General features: G+C 57.9%; 25 protein-coding genes. 5 read left to right on the forward strand and 20 right to left on the reverse strand.

The genetic code is table 11. From position 1 onward, the window contains the following. Positions 1-28: 28 nt before the first annotated feature. The 7 genes from ybgC to ACPF7Z_RS03580 all read right to left on the reverse strand — a co-directional run bounded on the left by ybgC (position 29) and on the right by ACPF7Z_RS03580 (position 5,764). Positions 29-424, reverse strand: coding sequence for a tol-pal system-associated acyl-CoA thioesterase (gene ybgC, locus ACPF7Z_RS03550; RefSeq protein WP_425191790.1), 396 nt, complete (start codon positions 422-424; stop codon positions 29-31). After that, positions 421-1,482 carry a Holliday junction branch migration DNA helicase RuvB gene (gene ruvB, locus ACPF7Z_RS03555; protein ID WP_425191791.1) on the reverse strand — a complete coding sequence of 354 codons (1,062 nt, stop codon included), beginning with the start codon at positions 1,480-1,482 and terminating at the stop codon, positions 421-423. Before ruvB ends, ybgC begins: the two co-directional genes overlap by 4 nt. Before the next feature lie 9 nt (positions 1,483-1,491). Further along, entirely contained in the window at positions 1,492-2,103 is a 612-nt protein-coding gene (gene ruvA, locus ACPF7Z_RS03560) for a Holliday junction branch migration protein RuvA (protein ID WP_425191792.1), read from the reverse strand. 78 nt (positions 2,104-2,181) lie between these two features. After that, positions 2,182-2,718, reverse strand: a complete 537-nt coding sequence (ruvC, locus tag ACPF7Z_RS03565; RefSeq protein ID WP_425191793.1) for a crossover junction endodeoxyribonuclease RuvC — start codon at positions 2,716-2,718, stop codon at positions 2,182-2,184. Between the two features lie 24 nt (positions 2,719-2,742). Continuing rightward, positions 2,743-3,492 (reverse strand): YebC/PmpR family DNA-binding transcriptional regulator, encoded by a 750-nt coding sequence (locus ACPF7Z_RS03570; protein WP_425191794.1) that lies wholly within the window; start codon positions 3,490-3,492, stop codon positions 2,743-2,745. Between the two features lie 107 nt (positions 3,493-3,599). Continuing rightward, entirely contained in the window at positions 3,600-5,378 is a 1,779-nt protein-coding gene (gene aspS, locus ACPF7Z_RS03575) for an aspartate--tRNA ligase (RefSeq protein ID WP_425191795.1), read from the reverse strand. A gap of 74 nt (positions 5,379-5,452) precedes the next feature. After that, entirely contained in the window at positions 5,453-5,764 is a 312-nt protein-coding gene (locus ACPF7Z_RS03580) for an FmdB family zinc ribbon protein (RefSeq protein ID WP_425191796.1), read from the reverse strand. A 164-nt stretch (positions 5,765-5,928) separates the two neighbouring features. Here ACPF7Z_RS03580 and ACPF7Z_RS03585 point away from each other — a divergent pair, with 164 nt between their 5' ends. From ACPF7Z_RS03585 to ACPF7Z_RS03595, 3 genes are all read left to right on the forward strand, one after another. Beyond that, positions 5,929-6,861 carry a D-2-hydroxyacid dehydrogenase gene (locus ACPF7Z_RS03585; protein WP_425191797.1) on the forward strand — a complete coding sequence of 311 codons (933 nt, stop codon included), beginning with the start codon at positions 5,929-5,931 and terminating at the stop codon, positions 6,859-6,861. Positions 6,862-6,916: 55 nt separating this feature from the next. Beyond that, the gene (locus ACPF7Z_RS03590) at positions 6,917-7,837 is read left to right on the forward strand and encodes a ribokinase (protein ID WP_425191798.1); all 921 of its coding nucleotides are present in this window, start codon (positions 6,917-6,919) and stop codon (positions 7,835-7,837) included. 84 nt (positions 7,838-7,921) lie between these two features. Then, the gene (locus tag ACPF7Z_RS03595) at positions 7,922-8,863 is read left to right on the forward strand and encodes a nucleoside hydrolase (RefSeq protein ID WP_425191799.1); all 942 of its coding nucleotides are present in this window, start codon (positions 7,922-7,924) and stop codon (positions 8,861-8,863) included. A gap of 251 nt (positions 8,864-9,114) precedes the next feature. On the opposite strand, the gene ACPF7Z_RS03600 is transcribed toward ACPF7Z_RS03595, so the two are convergent. Continuing rightward, the gene (locus ACPF7Z_RS03600) at positions 9,115-9,387 is read right to left on the reverse strand and encodes an acylphosphatase (RefSeq protein ID WP_425191800.1); all 273 of its coding nucleotides are present in this window, start codon (positions 9,385-9,387) and stop codon (positions 9,115-9,117) included. A gap of 132 nt (positions 9,388-9,519) precedes the next feature. On the opposite strand from ACPF7Z_RS03600, the gene ACPF7Z_RS03605 reads away from it, so the two are divergent. Further along, positions 9,520-10,569: a Glu/Leu/Phe/Val family dehydrogenase gene (locus tag ACPF7Z_RS03605; protein WP_425191801.1), complete on the forward strand. Its 1,050-nt coding sequence runs from the start codon at positions 9,520-9,522 to the stop codon at positions 10,567-10,569. Between the two features lie 33 nt (positions 10,570-10,602). Here ACPF7Z_RS03605 and ACPF7Z_RS03610 read toward each other — a convergent pair whose 3' ends face one another. Next, entirely contained in the window at positions 10,603-11,517 is a 915-nt protein-coding gene (locus ACPF7Z_RS03610) for a YihY/virulence factor BrkB family protein (protein WP_425191802.1), read from the reverse strand. Positions 11,518-11,594: 77 nt separating this feature from the next. After that, on the reverse strand, positions 11,595-12,827 hold the full coding sequence (locus ACPF7Z_RS03615; protein WP_425191803.1) for an O-antigen ligase family protein: 1,233 nt from the start codon (positions 12,825-12,827) through the stop codon (positions 11,595-11,597). A 123-nt stretch (positions 12,828-12,950) separates the two neighbouring features. Between ACPF7Z_RS03615 and ACPF7Z_RS03620 the strand changes: the two genes are divergently transcribed. After that, positions 12,951-14,021, forward strand: coding sequence for a bifunctional nicotinamide-nucleotide adenylyltransferase/Nudix hydroxylase (locus ACPF7Z_RS03620; protein ID WP_425191804.1), 1,071 nt, complete (start codon positions 12,951-12,953; stop codon positions 14,019-14,021). Positions 14,022-14,044: 23 nt separating this feature from the next. Here ACPF7Z_RS03620 and ACPF7Z_RS03625 read toward each other — a convergent pair whose 3' ends face one another. From ACPF7Z_RS03625 to uvrB, 10 genes are all read right to left on the reverse strand, one after another. Next, positions 14,045-14,962 carry a LysR family transcriptional regulator gene (locus tag ACPF7Z_RS03625; RefSeq protein ID WP_425191805.1) on the reverse strand — a complete coding sequence of 306 codons (918 nt, stop codon included), beginning with the start codon at positions 14,960-14,962 and terminating at the stop codon, positions 14,045-14,047. Between the two features lie 118 nt (positions 14,963-15,080). After that, positions 15,081-16,499: a cardiolipin synthase gene (gene cls, locus ACPF7Z_RS03630; protein ID WP_425191806.1), complete on the reverse strand. Its 1,419-nt coding sequence runs from the start codon at positions 16,497-16,499 to the stop codon at positions 15,081-15,083. Between the two features lie 93 nt (positions 16,500-16,592). After that, complete coding sequence (locus tag ACPF7Z_RS03635) at positions 16,593-18,098, reverse strand: fumarate hydratase (protein ID WP_425191807.1); 1,506 nt, start codon at positions 18,096-18,098, stop codon at positions 16,593-16,595. 153 nt (positions 18,099-18,251) lie between these two features. Further along, positions 18,252-18,953 (reverse strand): ABC transporter ATP-binding protein, encoded by a 702-nt coding sequence (locus ACPF7Z_RS03640; RefSeq protein WP_425191934.1) that lies wholly within the window; start codon positions 18,951-18,953, stop codon positions 18,252-18,254. A gap of 14 nt (positions 18,954-18,967) precedes the next feature. Continuing rightward, positions 18,968-19,738: a high-affinity branched-chain amino acid ABC transporter ATP-binding protein LivG gene (livG, locus tag ACPF7Z_RS03645; RefSeq protein ID WP_425191808.1), complete on the reverse strand. Its 771-nt coding sequence runs from the start codon at positions 19,736-19,738 to the stop codon at positions 18,968-18,970. Continuing rightward, a complete protein-coding gene (locus ACPF7Z_RS03650; protein ID WP_425191809.1) occupies positions 19,731-20,984 on the reverse strand; it encodes a high-affinity branched-chain amino acid ABC transporter permease LivM in 1,254 nt (417 codons plus the stop codon). The genes livG and ACPF7Z_RS03650 overlap by 8 nt, the downstream gene beginning before the upstream one ends. Continuing rightward, complete coding sequence (gene livH / locus ACPF7Z_RS03655) at positions 20,984-21,904, reverse strand: high-affinity branched-chain amino acid ABC transporter permease LivH (protein WP_425191810.1); 921 nt, start codon at positions 21,902-21,904, stop codon at positions 20,984-20,986. The genes ACPF7Z_RS03650 and livH overlap by 1 nt, the downstream gene beginning before the upstream one ends. 92 nt (positions 21,905-21,996) lie before the next feature. Next, the gene (locus ACPF7Z_RS03660) at positions 21,997-23,109 is read right to left on the reverse strand and encodes a branched-chain amino acid ABC transporter substrate-binding protein (RefSeq protein ID WP_425191811.1); all 1,113 of its coding nucleotides are present in this window, start codon (positions 23,107-23,109) and stop codon (positions 21,997-21,999) included. Between the two features lie 349 nt (positions 23,110-23,458). After that, positions 23,459-24,280 (reverse strand): endonuclease VIII, encoded by an 822-nt coding sequence (nei, locus tag ACPF7Z_RS03665; RefSeq protein WP_425191812.1) that lies wholly within the window; start codon positions 24,278-24,280, stop codon positions 23,459-23,461. A gap of 3 nt (positions 24,281-24,283) precedes the next feature. Further along, entirely contained in the window at positions 24,284-26,311 is a 2,028-nt protein-coding gene (gene uvrB / locus ACPF7Z_RS03670; protein WP_425191813.1) for an excinuclease ABC subunit UvrB, read from the reverse strand. Positions 26,312-26,332 lie beyond the last annotated feature (21 nt).

The following is a 26,332-nucleotide window of genomic DNA, read 5'->3' on the forward strand; positions in this document are numbered from 1 at the left end:
GGTGTCCTCACTGACTAATGGTATAGATTTATTCGCGTAGGACCGTGGCCAAAGCCGGCGGCCAACGTACGGGTCTAAGTCGTGTCGATTCCACACAGGCGATATCGACGCTTGCATCGCACAAGGGTTCCCCTCGAGCGGTGACTTGCTGATGAAAGCTGAGTCGGCAGGCCGAACGGTCGACGACCTCGACACTGACGTCCAGTTCATCATCCAGCCGAGCAGGCTTGGCATAGCGGCATTCCAGGCGATGTACCACCAGTTGAATGCCGGTGTCGAACAAGCCTTGCTGTGTCAGGCCATGCTGCCTGAGCCATTCACTGCGGGCTCGTTCCATGTATTTGAGATAATTGACGTAATAGACGATACCCCCGGCATCGGTATCCTCGATGTAGACACGCACCGGAAACGTGAAGGCACTCATTGTTTGAGCCCCAGGTTGTCATCAAGAGCGGCATCGGGATGCGTCTCGGGAATCGCTTCGGTGGATGGGATACCGAAGTGCAGAAATGCCTGACGCGTGACCATGCGCCCCCGGGCAGTGCGCAGCATGAACCCCTGTTGGATCAGATAGGGTTCGAGTACGTCCTCGATGGTATCACGCTCTTCGCTGATGGCCGCCGCAAGAGAATCCACGCCCACGGGGCCACCATCGAACTTCTCGATCATGGTCAGTAACAGGCGGCGATCCATGTGATCGAGACCATGGCGATCCACATGCAGCATGTTGAGTGCCGAATCCGCGATGGCCGCGGTCAAACGTCCATCGCTACGCACCTGGGCGTAATCGCGCACACGCCGCAACAACCGATTGGCGATGCGCGGCGTCCCCCGTGCGCGTCGCGCGACCTCGGCGGCACCGCCAGGCTCGGCCTCGATACCGAGCAAGCGTGCCGACCGGGTAACGATCTCGGTGAGTTCGTCGATATCGTAGAACTCCAGCCGCTGCACGATGCCGAAACGATCGCGCAGCGGTGATGTGAGAAGTCCTGCCCGGGTCGTCGCCCCCACCAGGGTGAACTCCGGCAGATCGAGCTTGATCGAGCGGGCCGCAGGCCCCTCGCCGATGACGATATCCAGTTGGAAATCTTCCATGGCGGGATACAGCACTTCTTCCACCGCTGCCGGCAGGCGATGGATCTCGTCGATGAAGAGTACGTCGCCGGCTTGCAGGTTGGTCAGCATCGCCGCCAGATCGCCGGCACGTTCGAGCACCGGACCGGAGGTCGATTTGATGTCGACCCCCATTTCTTCGGCGATGATATTGGCCAGTGTCGTCTTGCCCAGCCCCGGCGGGCCGAACACCAGCGTATGATCGAGGCTATCACCACGACCGCGTGCCGCGGTGATGAAGATGTCGAGCTGCTCGCGCACCCGGGGCTGGCCGATGTAGTCCGCCAGCCGCCGGGGACGAATGGCATGGTCCACGCGCACCTCGCCCTGCTGGGGCTGGGCGGCGATGAGGCGATCATTATCGATCATGGTGCTTGTCTACCCCGCCAGCTTACGTGTGAGCGCGGCCTTGATCAGCGCCTCGGTAGGCTGCTTTGTGTCCAATCCGGACAGCATGCGTGCTGCTTCCGTCGGCTTGTAGCCCAGGGTGATCAATGCGGCTTCGGCATCGGCGAAGGGATCGCTGGAGCGCATCGGTGTCGGCATTTGCTGAGTGTCGTCCAACCCCGCCAGTTGCTCGCTGCTCCAATGAGGGAAACGATCGCGCATCTCGACGATCAGGCGCTCCGCGGTCTTCTTGCCGACCCCCGGGAGGCGCGTCAGTGCCTTGACATCATCATCCATGACGCAGCGTACGAATTGATCCTGTTCCATACCGGACAGAATTCCCAGAGCCAATTTCGGGCCGACACCATTGACCTTGATCAGCGCACGAAAAAGCGCCCGCTCCGGCTCGCGGAGGAATCCGTAGAGCAGATGGGCATCCTCGCGCACGGTAAGATGGGTGTAAAGCTGCACATCCTCGCCAATGCCCGGCAAGGCGACGAGGGTATTCATCGACGCTTCGAGTTCGTAGCCGACGCCACCGACATCGACCACCAGCCAGGGTGGCTGCTTTTCCAACAGAGTGCCCCGTAGGCGTCCAATCATGCCTTCACGATCCTTCAAATGACAGGGGTGTCACTATACTGATAGGCCCCGCGACTGACCAGCGTCCTGATTTACACTTCATTCAGGGCGATAATCACGCCAGCGCTGCCCTCTCCCCCGCCGGCCGCCATAACTACCCTGCTGTACCAGGCCGCCGCGCGCATGAGCGTGAGTCAACGCAATGGCCAACGCATCCGCCGCATCGGCCTGGGGCGTGGCGCTTAGTGTCAGTATCGCCGTGATCATGTGCTGTACCTGGGTCTTGTCCGCGGCACCGGTACCGGTCACGGCTTGTTTGACCTGGCGTGGCCCATACTCGAACACGGGAATGCCATGATTGGCGGCACACACGATGGCGGTACCCCGGGCCTGGCCCAGCTTGAGAGCCGAATCCGCGTTGCGTGCCATGAATACCTGTTCGATGGCGAATTCTACCGGGCGATGCAGTGCAATCAACTCCGCCACACCGGCATACACCTGCGCGAGCTTCTGGGCCAGATCATCAGCTTTGATGCGGATACAGCCGCTGGCCACATAGCGTGGCCGCGTGGAGGAAATATCCAGAACACCATAGCCGGTGACGCGCGAGCCGGGATCGATGCCGAGCAGGATCATGAAGAGGCTCTCAATTCGGGATATTCATTCGATCTGTTCAAGAATATTGTCATCGAAATCCGCGTTGGTGTAGACGTTTTGTACGTCGTCCAGGTCCTCGAGCATGTCGATCAGCTTGACGACCTTCTTCGCCACCTCGATATCGGCAATCGATGAATACGTCTCCGGATATTTGCCGATGTCGGCAGTATCAGGCGTCAGGCCGGCCGCGATCAGTGCATCCTTGACCGCGGAGAAATCTTGAGGGGTTGAAATCACCTCGATGACGCCATCGTCCTGCGTGACGACATCCTCGGCGCCGGCCTCCAGCGAAACTTCGATGATGGCCTCTTCATCACTCTCCGGAGGAAAACTCATACGTCCTTGCTTATTGAACAAGAAAGCCACTGAGCCGGAGGTGCCCAGATTGCCGTCCTGCTTATTGAAGGCGTGGCGGACATCGGAAGCAGTGCGGTTGCGATTGTCCGTCAGACATTCGACGAGTATCGCGACGCCTTCGGGACCGTAGCCTTCGTAGCTGAGCTCCTCCATATTGTCGGCATCGTTATTACCGACGCCCCGATCGATGGCTCGCTGGATGGTGTCCTTGGTCATGTTATTGGCAAGCGCCTTGTCCATCGCCGCACGGAGTCGCGGATTGTCATTGGGCTCGCCACCACCCTGCTGAGCGGCTACCGACAATTCGCGGATCAGCTTGGTGAAGATCTTGCCCTTCTTGGCATCCTGGGCGGCCTTGCGATGCTTGATGTTCGCCCATTTACTATGACCAGCCATATGCGGCCTCCTTGGAAATCTCAATGCTCAAGAAACGAAACCGGCGCCACCCATGAATCGGCGCGCCGGTTATTGTCATAAGCACATCATCGCCGTGCCAAAAGACGCTATTTGTCGTTGGTCGTCTTGGCCTTCTGACGCAGTCGGATATGCAGATCCTTGAGCTGCTCCGAGGTCACCTCTCCCGGTGCGTCGGTCATCAGGCAGGCGGCACTCTGAGTCTTGGGAAAGGCGATGACTTCGCGGATGGTGCGCGCACCGGTCATCAGCATGACCAGACGATCGAGACCAAAGGCGAGCCCACCATGAGGCGGGGCGCCATACTGCAGTGCATCGAGCAGGAAACCGAACTTTTCCTCGGCTTCTTGCTCACCGATGCCCAGAACCTCAAATACCTTGCGTTGCATGGCCTGATCGTGAATACGGATCGATCCACCACCCAGCTCGGTGCCGTTGAGCACCATGTCGTAGGCCCGGGACAGCGCCTTGGCCGGGTTTGCCTTGAGCTCATCGCCAGAACAGGACGGTGCGGTAAACGGATGGTGAAGCGCCGACAGGCGACCGTTGTCATCCGCTTCGAACATCGGGAAATCGACGACCCAGAGAGGGGTCCATTCCTGGGTGTAGAGATTTAGATCCTCGCCCAGCTTGACGCGTAATGCGCCGATCGCCTCGTTGACGACATTGATCCTGTCGGCACCGAAGAAGATGATGTCGCCATCCTGCGCTCCGACTCGGTCTAGCAGGGATTCCACGATGCCTTCCATGAACTTGACGATGGGTGACTGCAATCCCTCGAGCCCCTTGGCACGTTCATTGACTTTGATCCAGGCCAATCCCTTGGCGCCGTAAATGCCGACGAATTTGGTGTATTCGTCGATTTCCTTGCGCGTGAGCCTGGCGCCGTCACTGACCTTGAGAGCCGCTACGCGGCCATCGTCTGCATTGGCCGGTCCGGAGAAGACCTTGAAGTCGACACCTTTCATCAGATCGTCGACATCGATGAGCTCAAGGGGGATGCGTAAATCCGGCTTGTCGGAGCCGTAACGACGCATGGCCTCGGCATAGGGCATACGCGGGAACTCTGGTAGCTCCACCTCGAGTACGTCAGAGAACAACTGGCGAATCATGCGTTCGGTGATGACCATGATGTCGTTCTCGTCGACGAAGGAGGCCTCGAGATCGATCTGGGTGAATTCCGGCTGACGATCGGCGCGCAGATCCTCGTCACGGAAGCACTTGGCGATCTGGTAATAACGATCGAATCCGGACACCATCAACAGCTGCTTGAAGAGCTGCGGCGACTGGGGCAGTGCGAAGAAATGCCCTTCATGGGTACGGCTGGGCACAAGATAATCCCGTGCCCCTTCCGGGGTGGCCCGGGTCAGAATCGGCGTCTCGATATCCAGGAAGCCCTGACCTTCCAGATAGGCCCGCACGCTGTGCGAGATACGCGAGCGCAGACGTAACTTGTCGATCATCTCTGGACGGCGCAGATCGATATAGCGATGCTTCAGGCGCACCTCCTCACCGACCTTGCCGTGCTCATCAAGCTGAAACGGCGGTGTGGCGGCGCTGTTGAGCACCTCGACCTGCTTGGCCAGCACCTCGATCATGCCGGTGGGCATGTTGGGGTTCTGCGTTCCTTCTGGACGCGAGCGAACGCGCCCCTTGATGCGCAGGACGAATTCATTACGCGCCCGGTCGGCAGTAGCAAACGCATCCGGAGTGTCGGGATCGATCACGACCTGGGCGATACCGTCGCGATCGCGCAGGTCGAGAAAGATCACGCCCCCATGGTCACGGCGGCGATGAACCCAACCGCAGAGCGTGACCTCCTGATCGATCAGGGACTCGTTCAATTGGCCGCAATAGTGGCTGCGCATGGAAAATCCTGTTCTGTTGCTTTGACGGGTGAAGCGCCACCACCCTCAGGAGGCGGCGCCAAGTCGATGTTGGATCAGGCGGTCTTCGTGCTGTGCTCAGATTTGCTGTTTTGGGGCTTGCTATCCTGAGACTTATTGTCGGCTGCCTTGGGCTCGGACGTCGCCGGTGTGTCGCTTTTATCGCCGGCCAGGTTCTTCTTGCCTCCGGATTTGAAGTCGGTTTCATACCAGCCTCCGCCGGCGAGGCGAAAGCCTGCGGCAGAGATCAATCGGGATAGTGTCTGTTGCTCGCAATGAGGGCATTGGGTCAGTGGTGCGGCACTGATTTTCTGTAATTTTTCCAGTCGCTGATCACAGGCTTTGCACTGATATTCATAAATAGGCATGGTTTTTAACTCTCAGAGACAAAACGACCGCATCGATAACCGGCGGTAACGGAGGATATGCGGTCTAGCGGCACGCTTTCCAAGATGCCTTCGAAAGCCGCATATTATAGCGTGTAGCAGCCCCCGAGGGGCAAGGCCTCAAACACAAAAGCAAGGAGCCATCGATGAAGGCTGTCATTCTGGATGCCGCCACCCTGGGCGATGACATCGACCTGACCCCGCTACGCGATGAGGTCGATACTCTCGAGATTCACGATCGCACGACGCCTCAGGAATGTCTGGAACGTTTGCAGGATGCGGACGTAGCTATCGTCAACAAGGTCGTGCTATCCGGCGATCTGCTGGCATCTCTGCCCCATTTGAAACTGATCTGTGTACTGGCGACCGGCACCAACAACATCGACATGGACGCTGCGAAGCGTCAGGGTATCCAGATCAAAAACGTGACCGCCTACGGCACCGCCAGCGTAGCGCAGCACACTTTGATGCTGATGCTATGCCTGGCTAATCGCTTGCCCCTGTATCAGCGCGATGTGATCGATGGTCGCTGGAGTCGGAGCCCTTTCTTCTGTCTGCTCGATCATCGCACCCTGGAGTTGGCTGGCAAACGCCTGGCGATCGTTGGCAGCGGTGAGCTGGGACAGGCAGTAGCGCGTCTGTCTAGAGCGTTCGGCATGGAGGTGATCTTCGCCGCCCGTCCCGGTAACGACACTCAGGATGAGCGGCCGGCGCTGGCCGATCTTGCTCCCGAGATCGATGTGCTCAGCCTGCATTGTCCCTTGACGAATGATACCCATCATCTCGTCAACGCGGATTTGTTGGCCCGGATGAAACCGGATGCACTGCTGATCAATTGCGCGCGGGGTGGCATCATCGATGAGAAAGCGGCACTTCAGGCGTTGAGAGAAAATCGTCTAGGCGGGCTTGGTGTGGATGTGCTGCCCAATGAGCCCCCCCGGGAAGGGCATTCACTGATCGATGCCTCGAGTGAGCCGCTCAATCTCATCGTGACACCACACAATGCCTGGATAACGCCGGAAGCCCGGGCCAACGTCGTGCGCCTGACCGCAGACAATCTCCGCTCGTTCAAGGCATGAATGACGCAGGAGTGCTCTACTCACTCGATGAACGGCTCGCCCTACAGGAAGGTTTATGCTTTACAACTATGGCTCGATCAATATCGATCACGTCTATCGGGTACCCCATCTGGTTCGCCCCGGTGAAACCCTGTCCAGTCGAGATTATCGGCAAGTGCTTGGCGGCAAGGGCGCCAATCAGTCGCTGGCGATCGCCCGGGCCGGGGGGCATGTGGCGCATTGGGGGCGTCTCGGCCAAGGCGATCGCTGGGTACTCGAAACACTCTCGAGCGCCGGCGTCGATACCCGCGGTATCGAGCTGACCTCGGACGCCAGCGGCCACGCCCTGATCCAGGTGGACGATCATGGCGAGAATGCCATTATTCTCTATCCCGGTGCCAATCACGCCTTTACCGACGCTCGGCAAGACGAATTGCTGGCGGCTCCGGTCACCGGCGATTGGCTGCTCCTGCAAAACGAGTGCAATGCCCTGAGTAGACTCATGACACTGGCGACGGAGCGAGGCTTGCTGGTAGCCTTCAATCCGGCGCCCATGTCGGCCAACGTGCTTCGACTGCCGCTAGAACTCTGTCAGCTCTTGTTTCTCAATCGTGGCGAAGCCGCTGGCCTGGTTGATCTTCCCGAGCAGACGCCGAGTGAGCATCTGCTCGATGAGCTTCGCAGGCGTTTACCGACGGTGGAGATAGTCCTGACACTGGGCCGCGAGGGGGTATGCTATCAGCACGTCGATACCCGCCTTCATCTGGATGCGTATCAGGTGGATGCCCTTGATACCACCGGCGCCGGTGATACCTTCATCGGCTATTTCATGGCAGCTCGGCAACGTCAAGCCGAGGTGGAGGATGCATTGCGCGGGGCAAGCGCTGCTGCGGCACTGTGCGTGCAGCGCGAAGGTGCCGCCCCCAGCATCCCCGTTCTTAGCGAGGTCGAGAATGTGACGCGTAATTGGCCGACACTCGAACTGCATACGTCTTGAGCGCACATACTCAACGCTCGTGACGATGCACGCGGTCGTTCAAGCCGCCTTTCACCTCATAGGTTCATCTACAAGGAAGGATTCATGACCACACCCATCATTTTCGATACCGATCCCGGCGTTGACGATGCCCAGGCGATCGCCATCGCGCTTGCCCATCCTGACATCGAACTGCTGGGACTGACCACGACCTACGGCAATGTCGATATCGATACGGCGACCTCCAACGCGCTATTGCTGTCGGAACTCGCCGGGCAGCAGATTCCCGTTGCTCAGGGCGCTGCCGCCCCTTTGGTCAAGGCCAAGCACCCCGCCCCGGCTCATATTCATGGTGCCAATGGACTCGGTAATATCGAGCTTCCGCAAATTCAGGGAAAAGCTCAAACATCAAGCGCTGCCGAGTTCATCGTCGAGCAGGTCAATGCTCGTCCCGGAGAAATTACGCTGGTCGCGGTAGGCCCCTTGGGTAATCTGGCAGCGGCACTGCAACTCGATCCGACGATCACCGGCAAGGTCAAGCAGGTGGTGGTCATGGGCGGGTCGATCAAGGAAGGGGGCAATGTCACGCCGGTGGCCGAGGCCAACATGTTCAACGATCCTCATGCCGCTTCCCGAGTGCTGACGGCGGGTTGGCCGCTGACCCTGGTGGGTCTGGATGCCACGCATCGTTGTGTGTTGAGCCCCGCGGACATGGACAGAATCGCCGCTGGCCAGGGGCGGCTTGGCGAGGTGCTCGCAGGCAGCTATGGCTTCTACAGCGACTTCTATCGTCAATTCCTGGGTATCGATGGCTGCTGCCCGCATGATAGCTGCGCCCTCGCCTGGCTGATGCGGCCCGATTTGTTCACCACCGCCCGCGGACATCTTACTGTCGTGACCGATGGTTTTGCCGAGGGCCAGACCATCTTCGCTCCGGAGGGCCGCCCCTTCCTGGGCGAGCGCTGGTCGGAAACTCCGGCAGTGGATGTATGCCTTACTGCTCAGGGCGAGCAGGTGGTAGCGTGGATCGTCGATGTATTGAGTTGAAAAGTGGCTGCGTTTGCTCATACTTTGTTGAAAATCAGCTCAAAATACTCATTTACAACTCGTAAACTCCGTTTTTGGACTCGCAACATCCATGTTGCTCGCTCTTCGAGCAGCGGAGCTGTCCAAATCGGCAGTCCGGCCGATTTGTCGACTGATTTTTGCTTTGTGACCCACATGGATGTGGGAAATGCGTTAGCCCGCAGGGAGCGGGCTTAGAGCTGAGCTTCGCTCGCCGACTTTTCGGAAAGAAGTCAACCGGTCGTGAAGTTCGTATACTCACACCAGGCAATTTCCTCGATCTGCACATGGGTCACCTGCGCTGCGGGTGGCCCGTGCCATAGCCATTCGATGAGACGATCGATCTTCTCCTGCTCGCCGCACGCTATCACCTCCACGCTGCCATCGGCCAGGTTGCTGACGTGACCGGCCACATTGGCCTCTCGCGCTCGTTTGCTGACCGCATGACGATAGCCCACTCCCTGAACCCGACCGTTGACGGTTGCCTTGATGCAATGATGGTCCATGACACTTGCTCCTTGCGCTGTCGAATGTGCCCTTTCTAGCATTATCGTGGGTGGCATCCAAAATCGAGAAATTCTTCCTGGTTTGTCTTAGGCTGAAAGCAGCAAAAAAACAGCCAACAGGGGGAAATGACAATGACTCTCTTCGCCCATCCGGATTTCGATCATCATGAGCAGATCATCTACGGTAACGACCGTGCCAGTGGTCTGCAGGCAATTATTGCCATTCACAATACCTGCCGCGGCCCGGCGTTGGGGGGACTCCGCATCCACGCTTACCCGACCGAAGAGCGCGCGCTGGCAGATGCGCTGCGACTCTCGCGCGGGATGACCTACAAATCAGCGATAGCCGACCTGCCTCTGGGCGGCGGCAAGGCCGTGATCATCGCCGACCCCAAACGTCACAAGACACCTGCCTTACTCGAGGCAATGGGCAGATTGATCGCCTCTCAGGGCGGGCGTTACATCACTGCAGAAGATTCGGGAAGCGGCGAACAGGACATGCAGATCATCGCCGGTGTGACCGAGCACGTCTCGGGGTTACGACGCCATGGCAATGCCTCCGGTGATCCATCACCGTTTACTGCCTGGGGGGTCTTCAATGCACTGCGCTGTGCGGTACGACATGGCCTTGAGCGTGACGATCTGACCGGGTTGCGTGTCGCGATTCAGGGTGTTGGCCACGTTGGTGAACATCTTGCTCGCCATCTGCACGATGCGGGTGCACATCTGATACTTGCGGATGTCGACACGCAAGCCGTAAAGCATCTAGCCAACGAACTACATGCCGATATGGCATCTCCGCTTGATATCTTTGATGCGGAGGTGGATATTTTTGCTCCTTGCGCCATGGGTGCCGTACTCGACAAGCGGGTTTGTGAGCGCTTGAAGGCAAGCATCGTCGTCGGTGCCGCCAATAACCAGCTTGCCACACCCGAAATGGCGGATCGGCTGCACCAGCGAGGGATTCTCTATACACCGGATTATGTTGCCAACGCGGGCGGTCTCATCGAGGTGGCCTGGCAGCGCCGCGAGGATTATCGTCACGACCTCGTCATGGAGCACATCGCAGGTATCGAGCGCACACTGGACGAGATATTCGATCGCGCAAGTCGTGAACAATGCAGTCCCGCGCCGATCGCCGATCGTCTAGCCGAAGAGCGTTTTTCTCCACGCAACGACTAAGCTGCTCTACCATTTGTTTTGCCGTTCGCTTTACTAGGACTGATCCCGGGCCAGCATTTCCCGCTTGACCCGTACCGCCATGTTACGTGGAATGATAGGTTTGCCTCGTTCTTCGAGATGGGTACGCGTCAGCGCTGCTCCGAAGAGCAAGATCAGCGATGAGTAGTAGACCCAAAGCAGGATCAGTACCAGGGAGCCCGCGGCGCCATAGGTCGAGGCGGTAGCGGTGTAGGCCAAGTACGCGGAGATGCCGAAGCGCCCAATGGAAAACAGCACTGCGGTAATGATCGCACCTACCAATACATCACGCCAACTAAGCACGACATCGGGTAACACCTTGAATATTGTCGCGAAGAACAGTGTGACCGCCATCAATGAGAGGAGTTGTTCCGTCCCACCCAACAAGCCTTTGACCCAGGGCAGCCAGCCGCTGGCAAATTGGAATACTGCCTGTATCGCCACCCCGGCAACCAACGAAACAAGCAGTACGAAACCAATGGCCAATACCACGGCAAGTGAGAGAAAGCGGCTCTTGAGAAACTGCAGGATACCGCTGCGATCTGGCCGCGGTATCACGCCCCAGATGGTATTGAGCGAAAACTGCATCTGGGCGAAGACTGTCGTGGCCCCCACCAACAATGCACCGATTCCCAATAGCGTCGGAATGATGCCGGAGGTCTCGATGCGTGATTGAGAAACGGCGTTCTCGATCGCGCTCGCCGCGCCAGGCCCCATGACGTCGGATAGCTGGGAGACGATCTGGCCTTGAGCAGCTTCCTCGCCAAGTACCAGGCCGATGACCGTGACCGCGATGATGATCGTGGGCGCCAGGGAAAACAGGGTGTAGAAAGCCAGGGATCCTGCATAGCTGAAGGCGTTATGCTGCAACCAGAGCTGAATTGCATTGCGTACGATGCGAAACCAACTGACGATCTCATTTTTTATCATGGTTACCCCTTCCTTGAGTCCGACACTTTATCAACCCTGTTGAGTATATATAAGGCGATGAAGAGATGGATAATACGCTAAGGTTCTTTTGGGTTGCATTGTCGCTCCCGATGACACAAGACAGCCCACAGCACTACCAGCCAGAACGCATACATGACGATACCGCTATCGAAGGCGAGTAAGGTCTGCGTCAAGCCGAACCCCATATAGGCTACCGGTAATGCCGTTCCAGCAATGGCAAAAGCGCGCAATCGAAGGTCTTGGCTGTGTAGACGCTTTGCAAACAGATACAACGGCACCAGATAAAGGGCTAGTAACGCTATCAGCCCCCCCATTCCTTGCTTGAGCCAGGCATCCAGTAAGTCGTTGTGGACGTGATCGAACTTCTTCAGATAAGGGTGGATTGCGCCTTCGTCGATCAAGGTGTCTCGCGCCTGTGAATATCCCGATTCCCCCCAACCCAGCAATGGCCGCTCGGGGATCAGGATGAGTGCGCTGCGCCACATTTCTATGCGCGCGCCCACCGAGTTCGTCGGATCTCCTTCTTCCACGAATTCCGTGTAACTGCTGAATATACGCTGCACACGCTCCTGCACCCCCAACTGGGGAATCGAATAGGCAATCACCGGGCCGACCAAGAAAATGATTGCCAGCCCTGCCAGCCAGCGCTTGGACAAGTGATGCCCGTAGCCCAGATACAATACTCCAAGCATGAAAGGAAAACTCACCCACCCACCGCGGCTACCGGAAAGAAAAGAACCCAGCACTCCAGAGATCGCACCAAGCACCAACAGTACGCACCATGCCTGCCTTCTGATGCGGGTGTCTCTGCTCAATGCCCAGCCCAGACCGGTGAGGCAGAAAAACCCCAGCAACAGACTCAAATCGCCGAATTGAATCGAGTCGACGAACCCTTGGGCACGTCTGGCACCCATCACGAGTTTCTGCCAGCCTGCCCAGATTCCGGTGAACACGCTACCTAACGCCACGCCACTCCACATGGCTGCCGCAGGGGGTGGAAAAGCCAGCAGTAACAGCAAGGCGGGAACGGCGAAAAGAACAGACAGTGGGCCAGATAGCTTCATTGATGACTGTTCACCCCACCAGACTCCTAGCGTGCTCACGCCAGCATAGAACAGCAACGTCCCAATGATCGCCCATTCTTGCCGGCCAAGTGTCAGCCTCGAGGGCCGGATCGGCAACAAGAGGCTGCCTGTCAGTAACAGCGTGGGGCCGATGAAATATCCCAAGGGCACAACGAGCGCGACGGCGCCCAGTAAAAACACTGCCAAACTCGTATAACGACTCATGCACTCTCTCGTGTCTATCGCCTTGTAGCCCACACTGTCCCCGACCATAATGCCCCATCAAATTGACCGCCATAAATGACTCGCCAAGGTAACAGCAATGGCGATTGCGCCGGATCCGACCTAATGCCTCACTACGACTTCGACTGCCTGGTCTTCATCGGCCGTTTTCAACCTCCCCATCTGGGCCATCTGGCCGTCATGCACGAGGCGCTCAAACGCGCGCGCCAGGTCATCGTGCTCAGTGGCTCCGCCTGGCAGGCCCGGTCGTTGCGTAATCCCTGGCGTTTCGAGGAGCGGCGCGACATGCTACGCAGTTGCTTCGACGCCCAGGAGAATCAGCGTCTCGAAATTGCCCCATTGCTAGACGCTCTCTACAACGACGACGTCTGGGTTCGTGATGTACAACGCAAGGTCCGCGATATTGCCCGCCCTGCTCAGGGAAAGCTGCCTCGGATCGGTCTTATCGGCGCCAGTCGTGGGCAATCGAGCTATTATCTAAGCCTGTTTCCGCAATGGGAGTCCGTCAGCGTCCCCTTGGTGGAGGGGATTTCTGCCAGCCAGATTCGTGAGCGCTTGTTTCGCTCCAGCGCCTCGGCGTCGGACTATCTTTCCACTGGCGCGGCACACGATCTCCCACCGGGGGTGCATCGTGCCCTGAAAGCCTTTCACGACACCGTCTGCTATCGCCAGCTGCTCGAAGAACAGCGTCTTCTCGAACAGTATCGCAATGCCTGGGCTCAGGCGCCCTATCCGCCTATTTTCGTCACCGTGAATGCGGTGGTCGTCCAATCGGGTCATGTGCTGTTGGTCAAACGCACCGCGGCACCGGGTCAGGGACTGCTCGCATTGCCCGGTGGTTTCATCAATCCTCATGAGCGTTTGCTCGATGCCTGCCTACGGGAATTGCGTGAGCGAGTGCGCCTGAAGGTACCGGAACCCGTTCTCAAGGGATCTCTACGTGGTCAGCGGTTGTTCGATGAACCTCATCGCAGTTGGCGTGGTCGCACCCTGGCCGAAGCCTTCTATTTCGCTTTACGCCCCGATCAACAGTTGCCTCGCTTGAAACCTGTCAAAGGGGGAGAAAGCGCGCGCTGGGTCGCACTGGCGGATCTTGAACCCGACACCCTGTTCGAGGATCACTTCTTCATCATTCAGAATTTTTTGGGGCTGCCCGCAGGCGGACTCATTCCTTGACGCTCACCGATCAGAATGCAAAATCACGCCTGCAGTAAGTCCCGGGGTAGCGTCATCATCTGATTCCACAACTTCTCGGCTCCAGGTTTATGGACCAGCGAACAACGATAGAGTCGTACTTCCAAGGGGATGTCCCACTCTTCACCTCCAGCGCGGACGAATCGTCCTGTATCGAGCTCTGTGCGGATGCAGAAGTCAGGAATCCAGGCCATACCCACGCCCTGTAGTGCCATTCCCTTGAGTCCTTCCGCCATGGCGGTTTCGTAGATCGTCTTCAGGCGCAAACGTAGGGGGTCATTTTTCAGCAGTATGCGCACACTACGCCCAAGAAAAGCGCCTTGGGTGTAGGCGAGATAGGGAATCGGCTCGTTTCCCGCCAAAGGAAAAAGCGGCTGCCCCGTTTCATCGGGCAGACAGACCGGGATCATCTTGGCATTGCCAATAGAGAAGGAGGGAAAAATTTCACCATCAAGCTGCATGGTGGCGTAAGGATCGTGATACCCCAGCATAAGATCGCAGTTACCTTCCCGAAGGACATGGATGGCGTCGCCGACATTCATTGCTACCAAACGCGTAGGTAGCTCCCCCACCCCCTTTTGCAAACGAGAAATCCAGCGTGGATAGAAATCAAGCGCCAATGAATGAGCGGCCACCACGTCCAGGGCTTCATTAGCAATCGAAAGACCGCGTAAATGCCCCAGGCTTTCGTTGAGTTGCTCGACCAGATTGCGTGCCGTGACCAGAAACAGCTGCCCTTCCGGCGTCAATCCGATAGGGGTTGTCGAGCGATCAACCAGAACGGTACCGACCGCTTGTTCAAGGGCGCGAATACGTCGACTAAAAGCCGGTTGTGTGACATGGCGTTGGCGAGCCGAGGCGGAAAAGCTGCGGGTGCTGGCCAGGGCGACAAAGTCTTCCAGCCACTTGGTTTCAAGGTTCACCGCGACTCCTAGTTCAAAGTTGACAGTACAGCCGGTATCGATGATTAGACCGGTAAAGCCAGTAGTTTAACAATAGCTTAATTAAAAATTAGCTGATTCACCATGCAGTTCGCCAAGATTAAAGGACTGGCGACAACAGATATGCGGCACGGGAAACGATCTTACGCCACAGTGGACGCTGCTTAAGCTCATCCAGGGTTACTTGCCGGCAATTGGCAAAGTCGTGCTCAAGCATCTCTTTCACTTCACCAGCAAAATAGCGATCAGGAATAAAAGCAGTGATTTCGAAGTTCAGACGGAAAGACCGATTATCCAGATTGACCGTACCGACCGATGCACTGCCATCGTCGATAAGCATGACTTTTTGATGTAGAAATCCAGGTTGATAACGGTATATCTTGACCCCGATCTGCAACATGTCCGGTAAGAACGAGAAAGCAGACAAGAATACCAGGAGATGGTCGGGGCGTTCGGGAATCATCACGCGCACATCGACGCCCCGCAAGGCCGCCAGACGCAGGGCATCCTGCACTCCCTGGTCCGGCACGAAGTAGGGACTGGTCACCCAGAACCGATACTGGGCATTGTGGATGGCGTTCTGCACAAGAAGACTTGCGGTTTCCTGATTATCCGCCGGCCCCGAGGGAACGATCACCACGTCATGACACTCCTCGCAGACGACGCGAGGTTGCCAGTCGAGAGAGATGACATTGCCCGTAGCCCAATGCCAGTCTTCCCAGAAGGCTTCCTGCAGCCCCAGCACGCTAGGCCCTGAAAGCTTGAGATGCGTATCGCGCCAGGGACCATGGCGAGGATCTTCACCGAGATATTCGACCCCTACGTTGAACCCCCCAGTCCAGCCAAGCTTGCCATCGACTACCACAACCTTACGGTGATTGCGGAAATTGAGCTGGAACCGATGGCGTACACCCCGGGACGAATTGAAGGCGCTGACCTCGGCCCCGGCAGTGCGCAGGTCGTTCAGATACCCCTCTCCCAGCCGACGGCACCCCACTTCGTCATACAGAAAATAGACGCGAACGCCGCGTTCGATCTGCTTTTCCAGGCGACGTTTGAGTTCCAGTCCCAGACGGTCCTGACGAATGATGAAAAACTGGATCAGAATATAGGATTGGGCTGCATCGATCCCTGCAAACAAACTATCGAACGTGGCCGCACCGTCAATCAAGAGCTCTGCACGGTTACCGGTGGTCAAGGGCATCTGTGCCAGATGTTCCATGGCACGCACGTTGCCTTCTCGGGCATCGACCAGGTAAGGATCAACCAATGGTCGATAGCGTGCCAGGATACGCCGCAAGGCGGTGTCGCGTTCACCCCGCGCCGACACATAGCCGTAGAAGCGAGGCCGACCGAACATCCAGTAAGCCGGCAACGCCGCATAGGGAAAGGTTATCAAGGTGACGATCCAGGCGATCGCTCCTTGAGAGGTACGGCTCGACATCAGTGCCAGCACCGCCGACACTGCCCCCATCACATGCACGAGAAAAATTCCCAGACCCAGCAGCCAAGAGGTCATCGCCTCTCCCTATAGCGATTTCACAGTAGCAAAAAGCCAATGCAGCGCGGCCCCAGTTCGTATGGGGCCGCAACAATGAGTCACATCATCCTATCAGGCTTGTGCAGCAATGATCTCTTTCCATTTCGCAGGCCCGGTCTGATGGACCGATTCGCCGCGGCTATCCACCGCCACGGTGACCGGCATATCCTCGATCTCGAACTCGTAGATCGCCTCCATGCCCAGATCCTCGAAGCCGACCACCCGCGCCTTCTTGATTGCCTGGGCGACCAGATAAGCCGCCCCCCCTACGGCCATCAGATAGACTGCTTTATTGTCGCGGATCGCCTCGATCGCTGTCGGCCCGCGCTCGGCCTTGCCCACCATGCCCAGCAACCCGGTTTGTTCGAGCATGGTGCGAGTGAACTTGTCCATTCGCGTGGCCGTGGTCGGTCCAGCGGGCCCGACCACCTCGTTCCCTACGGGATCGACAGGGCCGACGTAATAGATGAAGCGCCCCCGCATATCCACCGGTAGCGGCTCATCCTTGGTAAGCATATCCACCATGCGCTTGTGAGCGGCGTCGCGACCAGTCAGCAGCTTGCCGGAGAGCAGCACGGTGTCACCGGGTTGCCAGCTCTGTATGTCTTCGGCGGTAATCTCGTCTAGGTTGACTCGACGCACATTGTCGCTCACCTCCCAGGCGATTTCCGGCCAGTCCTCGATCCTGGGTGCCGGCAATTCGGCGGCGCCACTGCCATCGAGAGTGAAATGAACATGGCGTGTGGCCGCGCAGTTGGGAATGATCGCCACCGGTTTGTTGGCGGCGTGGGTTGGATAGTCCTTGATCTTGATGTCCAGCACGGTCGTCAGTCCACCCAAGCCTTGGGCACCGATACCGCTCTTGTTGACCTTGTCAAACAGCTCGAGACGCAGCTCTTCGGCACGATTGGAAGCGCCCCGCGCCTGCAGTTCCTGGATATCGATGGGATCAAGCAGCGCTTCCTTGGCAAGTGCCATGGCCTTTTCGGCAGTGCCACCGATACCGATACCTAGCATACCGGGCGGACACCAGCCCGCCCCCATCTTGGGCAATTGCTCAAGCACCCAATCCACCACGCTGTCCGACGGGTTGAGCATGGCGAACTTCGATTTGGCTTCGCTGCCGCCCCCCTTGGCGGCCACATGAATTTCGACCGCATCTCCCGGCACCAGCTTGTGATGAATGATGGCCGGTGTGTTATCGCCTGTGTTTTGACGCTTGCCATCCGGATCAGCGAGAATCGAGGCACGCAACACGTTATCCGGGTACTGATAGGCGCGGCGCACGCCTTCATTGATCATGTCGTCCAGGCTCATGTCGCCTTCCCAGCGCACATTCATACCGATATGAACGAAGACCGTGACGATGCCGGTGTCCTGACAGATCGGCCTATGCCCGGTCGCACACATGCGCGAATTGATCAGAATCTGAGCGATGGCATCCCGCGCTGCTGGATTTTCCTCGCGCTGATATGCCTGGTGCATGGCATCGATGAAATCCTTGGGATGGTAGTAGGAAATATATTGCAGGGCGTCGGCGACGCTTTGAATCACGTCGTCCTGGCGAATCACGGTCATGGGCTTGAGACTCCTGGCATAAAGCACGGTTCAGTGGACGAATTGTATCCTACCTGAACCGATTGACGCAGTTTGATGAGTGTAATGATAAATGAAAGGTAACGGTATAAGTTTAAAAGCCCATCCTGCCCAACGCATGGCCAATCGCAGCGCTTAGCCGCCCAAGTAGGCGCGACGCACCTCATCATTGGCCAATAGCGCCTTGCCGGTGTCGGCCAGCACTACCCGGCCATGCTCCAGTACGTAGCCGCGATCGGCGATCGACAGAGCCTTATGGGCGTTCTGCTCGACCAGAAAGATCGTGGTGCCCTCCTCGCGCAGCTTGGCAATGATCTCGAAGATCTGTGCGATGATGATCGGTGCCAGCCCCAGGGAAGGCTCGTCAAGCAGCAGTAGCCGGGGCCGGCTCATCAAGGCGCGAGCGATGGCCAGCATTTGCTGTTCCCCTCCGGACATGGTGCCGCCGCGCTGGTTGAAACGCTCCTTGAGTCGAGGAAACAACGTCAGCACGTGCTCGATGCTCTCCGCGATCTCGCTCTTGCTACGATAGTAACCGCCCATGGCCAGATTCTCTTCCACCGTCATGCCGGTGAAGATCCGCCGCCCTTCCGGAACGACGGCCAATCCCGAACGCATGATCTTCGAGGTTGGCCATCCCTGGATTTCCTGTCCCTCGAAACGGATCGCGCCCGAGGTTGGAACAGGATCACCGCAGACCGACATCAACAAGGTGGTCTTGCCTGCGCCATTGGAGCCTACCAGCGTGACGATCTCGCCCTGGCGTACCTCGAGAGAGACATCCTCCAGCGCCTGGATGGGCCCGTAGTGGGTCGTCAGGTTGTCGATTTCCAGCATCTCCAGGGTCATATTCACTCCTCCCCCAGGTAGGCCTTGATCACCTCGGGATTACGCCGCACCTGCTCCGGCGTACCGTCCGCTAATGGCATGCCCTGATTGACCACGTAGATGCGATCGGAGATGCCCATGACCAGGCTCATGTCGTGCTCGATCAGCAGCACCGTAATACCCTCTTCTTCCTTGAGCTGGACGATCATGTGATCCAGATCACGGGTCTCGTTGGGGTTGAGTCCTGCCGCCGGCTCGTCGAGCATCAATAGCCGTGGCCGGGTGACCATGCAGCGTGCGATTTCCAGGCGTCGTTGCTGCCCGTAGGCCAGGTTACCGGCTTCCCGATTGGCGAAGTCGATTAATCCTACCCGCTCGAGCCAATGGGCGGCACGGTCCATCAGCTCCTGCTCACGGCGGCGATATCCCGCGGTAAGCAACAATCCCTTGAGCAGGTTACGTTCGGCCTGCATGTGCTGGGCGACCAGCAGATTCTCGATGACCGTCATTTCCTTGAACAGCCGCACGTTCTGGAAGGTGCGGACCATGCCGGCCCGGGCAATCTTGAAGCCCGGCAGACGCTGCATGGGACGTCCCTCGAACAACACCTCACCGCTGGTAGGACGATAAAAGCCGCTGATACAATTGAAGACCGTGGTCTTACCGGCACCGTTGGGGCCAATCAGCGAGACGACCTCTCCTGGACGAACTTCCATGCTGACCCTGTCCACCGCCAACAACCCGCCAAAGCGCATGGAAAGATCGCGTACGCTGAGCAATTCGGATTCAGCCACGTTTCAACTCCATCTGCGGACGCTTGAGCGGTAGCAACCCTTGCGGGCGCCACACCATCATCATCACCATGATCAAGCCGAACAGTAGCATGCGATATTCATTGAACTCCCGCGCTATCTCGGGCAGCAGCGTCATGGCAATCGCGGCCAGGATCACCCCCAACTGAGAGCCCATCCCCCCTAGCACAACAATCGCCAGCACGATGGCGGACTCGATGAAGGTAAACGACTCCGGGCTGATGAAGCCCTGCCGCGCTGCAAAGAAGGAGCCGGCAAAACCGGCGAAGCTGGCGCCGATGGTGAAGGCGGAAAGTTTGATGCCGGTGGGGTTGAGGCCCAGCGATCGACAGGCGATGTCGTCCTCGCGTAGCGCCTCCCAGGCACGACCGATGGGCATGCGCATCAAACGATAGATGACATAGACGGTCACCAGAGAAAGCAGCAAGGCTAGAATGTACAAATACATCACCTTGTAGCTGGGGTCGTAGGGAATACCGAAGAATTCATGAAAAGGAATGTAACCTTCATCCGCGCGACGCGAGAACTCCAGATTGAACAGCGTCGGCTTGGGGATTCGCGAAATGCCGTTAGGCCCCCCGGTCAAGTCGGTCCAGTTATTGAGCAGGATGCGGATGATCTCGCCAAATCCCAGAGTCACGATCGCCAGGTAGTCGCCCCGCAGCCGCAATACCGGGAAGCCCAACAAATAACCGAACAGCGCGGTCATTCCCCCGGCGATGGGCAACGCCTCCCAGAAGGAAAACCCCAGATAGCTGTTGAGCAAGGCGTAGGTGTAGGCGCCGACTGCGTAAAAGCCGACGTAGCCCAGATCGAGAAGCCCTGCCAGTCCGACCACGACATTGAGCCCCAACCCCAGCATCACGTAGATCAGCGTCAAGGTGGCCAAATCTATCGCACTGCGCTCTGCCAGAAAGGGAAACAGCAGCAACGCGCCGATGACCAATGCAATGATCAGGCGCCGCTGGGCATGATTCTTGAGCAGCGGCGGTAAGGAAAAACGCGATCCCATCCAGGTCTGATGACGTATGGCCTCGATACGCGGACGGAACAACTGGTGGAAGAACACCACGACCACGGCCAACCCTAACCATAACCAGGTCATGGGCCCTTCGACGGCAACGATGGTGTTCACACCCTCTGAGCGCAGCTCCACGCCCAATACCGAGGCGCCGAGAAGCAGCGTCAGCCCCGCGGAGAAGCCGGCATGCATTAATTGACTCGCCATCAGATCTTCTCCACTTCCGGCTTACCGAGGATGCCCCAGGGGCGGAAGAGCAAAATCAGGATCAGCAGACCAAACGCCACCACATCCTTGTATTCGCTGGAAAGATAACCTCCGGTGAGGGCCTCGGCGATGCCCAGAATCAGACCGCCCAGCATGGCGCCGGGAATGCTGCCGATGCCGCCAAGTACTGCGGCGGTGAATGCCTTTAATCCCGCCAGAAAACCGATATAAGGATTGACCACGCCGTAGTACATCCCCAACAGCAATCCCGCCACCGCAGCCAGCGCGGCGCCGATGACGAAGGTCATGGAGATCACTAGATCGGTGTTGATGCCTAGAAGATTGGCCATACCCCGGTCCTGGGAGCAAGCACGGCAGGCACGACCCAGACGCGAGCGGGAGATGAACAATGCCAGAACTCCCATGCTGACCAAGGTGACAACAAAAATGATCACCTGCATATAGGAAAGGTTGACGACAAAGCCCTCACCGCCGAACTCCCATCCCCCCGGCAGCAGATTGGGAATCGCCTTGTCCCGGGAACCTTGTGCCAAGCGCATGTAATTCTGCAGGAAGATCGACATGCCGATGGCGGAAATCAATGCGATTAGCCGTTTCGAGCCGCGTACCGGTCGGTAGGCGACTCGCTCCACCGCAAAGCCATGAGCGCTGGCGACGATCATGGCCACCAGCAGCGCCGCCACGATCAGAAACAGGGTGCTATCGACGCCCATCATCGCCAGGCCGGTGATGACGATGAAAGCGATATAGGTGCCAATCATGTAGATTTCGCCATGGGCGAAATTGATCATGCCGATGATGCCATAGACCATGGTGTAGCCGATGGCGATCAACGCGTAGGTGCTGCCGATAGTCAGGCCATTGATGACCTGCTGCAGGAAGTAGAGGGTCGCATCCATCAGGAATTACCTGCGTAAATCGCCCGGCCAGCTTGTGACCGGCCGGGCGAAGGGGTCGTTGCGATTATCGTTATCTGCCGAAGCTCATGGAATCACTTGGCTTCAGTCTTGGTGCCGTCGGCGTGCCAGGTGTAGACGACGAAGTCGAACTCCTCAAGATCACCCTTCTCGTCGTATTTCACCTCACCGATCGGTGTGTCAAAGGTGTTTTCGTGCAGGTAATCCGCCACTTCGTAGGGATCGGTCGATTCGGTTCCTTTCATTCCCTCGGCCATCAGATAGACGGCGGTATAGGCAGGCATGACGAAGGGACCTGACGGGTCCTGATTCTTGGCTTCGAAGGCTTTGACCAGATCGGCGTTGTCCGGATTGGTTTCGAAGGCTTGAGGCAGGGTAACCAGTAGCCCTTCAGAAGCCTCACCGGCGATCTTGGAAATATCCGGATTACCCACACCCTCTGGTCCCATGAACTGAGCATCGAAGCCTAGCTCGCGGGATTGGCGCAGCAGAAGCCCCAGCTCCGGGTGATAGCCGCCATAGTAGACGAAATCGACGTTTTCGCGCTTGAGCTTGGAAATCAGTGATGAGAAGTCCTTGTCGCCGGCAGTGATGCCCTCGAACACCACGACGTTGACACCTGCCTCCTCGACGGTATCACGCACGCCGGTGGCGATGCCCTCACCGTATTGCTGCTTATCGTGAATGATCGCCATGTTCTTGGGCTTGACCTGCTCGGCGATGTACTGGCCGGCCACTGGTCCTTGCATGCTGTCGAGTCCGATGGTGCGGAACACGGTCTCGTAACCCGCTTCGGTGATCGCCGGACTGGTCGAGGCCGCGGTGATCATCAGGATGCCTTCCTCGGCATAGATGTCCGAGGCGGGCTGGGTAGCGCTGGAACAGAGATGGCCGACCACGAATTGCACACCGTCATTGACGATCTGGTTGGCCACCGCCACTGCCTGTTTGGGATCGCAGGCATCGTCATACTTGACGCCTTTGAGCTGCTCGCCGTTGACACCGCCCTGCCCATTGATTTGCTCGATGGCCATCTCGGCACCGATGAACTGCATATCTCCGTACTGGGCCAAAGGACCGGTGACCGGGCCGGCCAGGCCAATGGTGATCTCCGCCTGAGCGGCCAGACTGGACATCCCTGCCCCGACAGCCAACGCCAACAGCGACTTGCGCATCATGTTTTTCATATTTTTCCCATCTCTTTGTTATCTTTAGGAAAAACTGCCGCTTTCAAGCGACTGTTCGACGTCATTATTGGCAGCTTCGTTGCAAACTGTAAAGCGCCTTCACGGCATCCACTTCTCGGCCTGAAGCAGTCTACTCAGAAAAAACCGTCTATTTTTATATATTTTTTGGTCGATAAAACTGTTCAAAAAAAACAAAGACCAAAAATTGATGCAGTCACTAACCAAAAGTTCCAAATAAACGCTTTTTAAATGCGAGGCTGAAACCAGTGCACACATGCATGTGCAGTGAGTGTCAAGAGATAGAAGTTTGTGTGGTGCTTTAAAAGATAACGGTATAAACGCGATGTCGCTACTCTGCTTGACACGCTGGGCAGAAATAAAGGCGTCGCGAAGCTACCAAGGTGCGGTCAATGAGGGTGCTGCAGACGTGGCAGGGCAACCCGTCGCGATCGAACACGGCAAAACGCCAATGTCGGCGCGTTTCTCCCCGCTCGCGTGCCTTTCGCGCCCAGTCATCACAATTGGTGACCCCTGCCTGTCGATAGGCTCTATCAACCACCGTCAATAATGTCTTCGCCAGGTGATCGCGCTGGTGGGTCGTCAGGTCATCGGGGCGGCGGCGATAGGAAAGCCCGGCGAAGAACAGGATTTCCGAGCGCAGGTAGTTGCCAATGCCTGCAAACAGGGACTGATCCAGAAGCAGACCGCCGAGCGCTCGGCGTTTGAAGCGTTTCTCGCCAAGGCGTTGCGAGGCTGATTCGACGCTCACATCGTGGGTCAGTAAATCCGGCCCCAGGCGGGACAGAAAGGGATGCTCGTCAAGCCGATTGGCCTGCCACAGAGAGATGTCCGAGGCACTGTACAGACTTGCCGAACGACCTTGAGCCGTCAGACGTGCGCGCAATGTGCGGTTCGTATCCGGCTCGCGTTCCTCGTCATGATACTTCCACACGCCGTACAACTGATTATGCGAGTAAAGCACTCGATCGTCGTCGAATCGGATCAGCAACGCCTTGCCCCAGCTGTCCACCGCCGTCACTTCGCGACCCCGCAGCGATGCCGCCTGACTGGCAAGTTCGGGAAAAGCAAACCAAACCTCATCCAGGCGTTTGCCGCCGATCTGCTTCTGCAGAGCATCGGCAGTGCGACGTATTTCCGGCCCTTCCGGCATCTCTCAGACCGCTCCCAGGAGCAGTTGCTGCTCCTTCAAGGGGTGCAACTGATCCCGCAACTGAGCAGCCGTCTCGAATTCGAGATTCTGCGCTGCCTCGTGCATGGCATCCTCGATCCTCGCGATTTCCTTGACGAGCTCCTGAGGCCCTAGAGAGCTTGGATCGTAGATGGCCGTTTTTTCTGCCACCTGACGCTCGCTCTTGCGACGGCTGCCCTTCTTGCCCGGGGTCTGAGCGCCTTCCATGATGTCGGCGACGGACTTGGTCACCGTCCTGGGTGTGATGCCATGTTCTTCGTTGTGGGCAATTTGCTTGGCCCGACGTCGTTCGGTCTCGTCGATGGCACGACGCATGGAGTCGGTCACTCGGTCGCCATACAGGATTGCCTTGCCTTTGGCATTACGCGCGGCGCGCCCAATGGTCTGGATCAGTGAACGCTCGGCGCGCAGGAACCCCTCCTTGTCCGCATCGAGGATCGCTACCAGAGAGACTTCGGGAATGTCCAATCCTTCACGCAAGAGGTTGATACCTACCAGCACATCGAACTTGCCCAGACGCAGGTCACGGATGATCTCGACTCGCTCCACGGTGTCGATGTCCGAGTGCAGATAGCGCACGCGAATGTCGTGCTCGTCCAGGTATTCGGTCAGGTCCTCCGCCATACGCTTGGTCAAGGTGGTGACCAGCACCCGTTCGCCCACATCGGTACGCAGCCGAATCTCTGAAAGCAGATCATCGACCTGGGTCGAGGCCGGGCGCACCTCGACCTCCGGATCGACCAGGCCGGTCGGCCTCACCACCTGCTCGACCACCTGGCCGGCGTGCTCTGCTTCGTACTTGCCCGGCGTCGCCGAGACGAATACCGTTTGTGGACAGACCCGTTCCCACTCCTCAAAGGTCATGGGGCGGTTATCCAGCGCCGAGGGCAGGCGGAAGCCGTACTCCACCAGGGTTTCCTTGCGCGATCGGTCACCTTTGTACATGCCGCCCACCTGAGGCACGCTGACGTGGGATTCATCGATGAACAGCAAGGCATCCGGCGGCAGGTAGTCGAAGAACGTGGGTGGCGGCTCGCCGGGGTTGCGCCCAGACAGATAGCGCGAATAGTTCTCGATGCCATTGCAGTACCCCAGCTCCAGCATCATCTCGATATCATAGAGAGTGCGCTGCTCCAGGCGCTGTGCTTCGACCAGCTTGTCGTGCTTGCGCAGCCAATCGAGGCGCCCGGCAAGCTCCTCCTTGATCGAGTCAATGGCGCCGAGAATCGTCTCCCGGGGCGTCACGTAGTGACTCTTGGGATAGATCGTCATGCGCGGCACCTTGCCTCGCGCCTCCCCGGTCAGCGGGTCGAACAAGCTGATGGTATCGATCTCGTCGTCGAAGAGCTCGACGCGTACCGCCTCCTCCTCGGAGTCCGCCGGAAAGATGTCGATGACATCGCCGCGCACCCGATAGGTACCGCGCCGGAAATCCATGTCATTGCGCGTGTACTGCAACTCCGCGAGACGACGCAGGAAGGAGCGCTGATCGATCAGTTCGCCACGGTTGAAGTGCAGACGCATCTTCAGATATTGATCCGGATCGCCGAGGCCGTAGATCGCCGAGACCGAGGCGACGATCAGCGCATCGCGCCGTTCCAGAAGCGCCTTGGTCGCGGACAGACGCATCTGCTCGATATGATCGTTGATCGAGGCATCCTTCTCGATGAAGGTATCCGAGGATGGCACATAGGCCTCGGGCTGATAATAGTCGTAGTAGGAGACGAAATACTCTACGGCATTGTCCGGCAGGAACGACTTGAACTCGCCATAGAGCTGCGCGGCCAGGGTCTTGTTGGGCGCCATGACGATGGTCGGGCGCTGTAGATTCTCGACCACATTGGCCATGGTGAAGGTTTTGCCGGAACCGGTCACCCCTAGCAGAGTTTGATGCGCCAGCCCTGCTTCAATGCCTTTGACCAGTCCGTCAATGGCAGCCGGCTGGTCGCCCGCCGGCTGGTAATTGGATTGAATACGAAAGGATTTACTCATGCACTTGAGATGGTTCCAAGG

Source organism: Halomonas sp. GXIMD04776 (genome assembly GCF_049808615.1).
In the GTDB taxonomy this organism is placed as follows: domain Bacteria; phylum Pseudomonadota; class Gammaproteobacteria; order Pseudomonadales; family Halomonadaceae; genus Modicisalibacter.

What these genes read in the sequence shown, in the direction of transcription:
- ybgC (WP_425191790.1), bottom strand. Translation starts at nt 424, where the DNA reads ATGAGTGCCTTCACGTTTCCGGTGCGTGTCTACATCGAGGATACCGAT.
- ruvB (WP_425191791.1), bottom strand. Translation starts at nt 1,482, where the DNA reads ATGATCGATAATGATCGCCTCATCGCCGCCCAGCCCCAGCAGGGCGAG.
- ruvA (WP_425191792.1), bottom strand. Translation starts at nt 2,103, where the DNA reads ATGATTGGACGCCTACGGGGCACTCTGTTGGAAAAGCAGCCACCCTGG.
- ruvC (WP_425191793.1), bottom strand. Translation starts at nt 2,718, where the DNA reads ATGATCCTGCTCGGCATCGATCCCGGCTCGCGCGTCACCGGCTATGGT.
- ACPF7Z_RS03570 (WP_425191794.1), bottom strand. Translation starts at nt 3,492, where the DNA reads ATGGCTGGTCATAGTAAATGGGCGAACATCAAGCATCGCAAGGCCGCC.
- aspS (WP_425191795.1), bottom strand. Translation starts at nt 5,378, where the DNA reads ATGCGCAGCCACTATTGCGGCCAATTGAACGAGTCCCTGATCGATCAG.
- ACPF7Z_RS03580 (WP_425191796.1), bottom strand. Translation starts at nt 5,764, where the DNA reads ATGCCTATTTATGAATATCAGTGCAAAGCCTGTGATCAGCGACTGGAA.
- ACPF7Z_RS03585 (WP_425191797.1), top strand. Translation starts at nt 5,929, where the DNA reads ATGAAGGCTGTCATTCTGGATGCCGCCACCCTGGGCGATGACATCGAC.
- ACPF7Z_RS03590 (WP_425191798.1), top strand. Translation starts at nt 6,917, where the DNA reads ATGCTTTACAACTATGGCTCGATCAATATCGATCACGTCTATCGGGTA.
- ACPF7Z_RS03595 (WP_425191799.1), top strand. Translation starts at nt 7,922, where the DNA reads ATGACCACACCCATCATTTTCGATACCGATCCCGGCGTTGACGATGCC.
- ACPF7Z_RS03600 (WP_425191800.1), bottom strand. Translation starts at nt 9,387, where the DNA reads ATGGACCATCATTGCATCAAGGCAACCGTCAACGGTCGGGTTCAGGGA.
- ACPF7Z_RS03605 (WP_425191801.1), top strand. Translation starts at nt 9,520, where the DNA reads ATGACTCTCTTCGCCCATCCGGATTTCGATCATCATGAGCAGATCATC.
- ACPF7Z_RS03610 (WP_425191802.1), bottom strand. Translation starts at nt 11,517, where the DNA reads ATGATAAAAAATGAGATCGTCAGTTGGTTTCGCATCGTACGCAATGCA.
- ACPF7Z_RS03615 (WP_425191803.1), bottom strand. Translation starts at nt 12,827, where the DNA reads ATGAGTCGTTATACGAGTTTGGCAGTGTTTTTACTGGGCGCCGTCGCG.
- ACPF7Z_RS03620 (WP_425191804.1), top strand. Translation starts at nt 12,951, where the DNA reads ATGCCTCACTACGACTTCGACTGCCTGGTCTTCATCGGCCGTTTTCAA.
- cls (WP_425191806.1), bottom strand. Translation starts at nt 16,499, where the DNA reads ATGACCTCTTGGCTGCTGGGTCTGGGAATTTTTCTCGTGCATGTGATG.
- ACPF7Z_RS03635 (WP_425191807.1), bottom strand. Translation starts at nt 18,098, where the DNA reads ATGACCGTGATTCGCCAGGACGACGTGATTCAAAGCGTCGCCGACGCC.
- ACPF7Z_RS03640 (WP_425191934.1), bottom strand. Translation starts at nt 18,953, where the DNA reads ATGCTGGAAATCGACAACCTGACGACCCACTACGGGCCCATCCAGGCG.
- ACPF7Z_RS03650 (WP_425191809.1), bottom strand. Translation starts at nt 20,984, where the DNA reads ATGGCGAGTCAATTAATGCATGCCGGCTTCTCCGCGGGGCTGACGCTG.
- livH (WP_425191810.1), bottom strand. Translation starts at nt 21,904, where the DNA reads ATGGATGCGACCCTCTACTTCCTGCAGCAGGTCATCAATGGCCTGACT.
- ACPF7Z_RS03660 (WP_425191811.1), bottom strand. Translation starts at nt 23,109, where the DNA reads ATGAAAAACATGATGCGCAAGTCGCTGTTGGCGTTGGCTGTCGGGGCA.
- nei (WP_425191812.1), bottom strand. Translation starts at nt 24,280, where the DNA reads ATGCCGGAAGGGCCGGAAATACGTCGCACTGCCGATGCTCTGCAGAAG.
- uvrB (WP_425191813.1), bottom strand. Translation starts at nt 26,311, where the DNA reads ATGAGTAAATCCTTTCGTATTCAATCCAATTACCAGCCGGCGGGCGAC.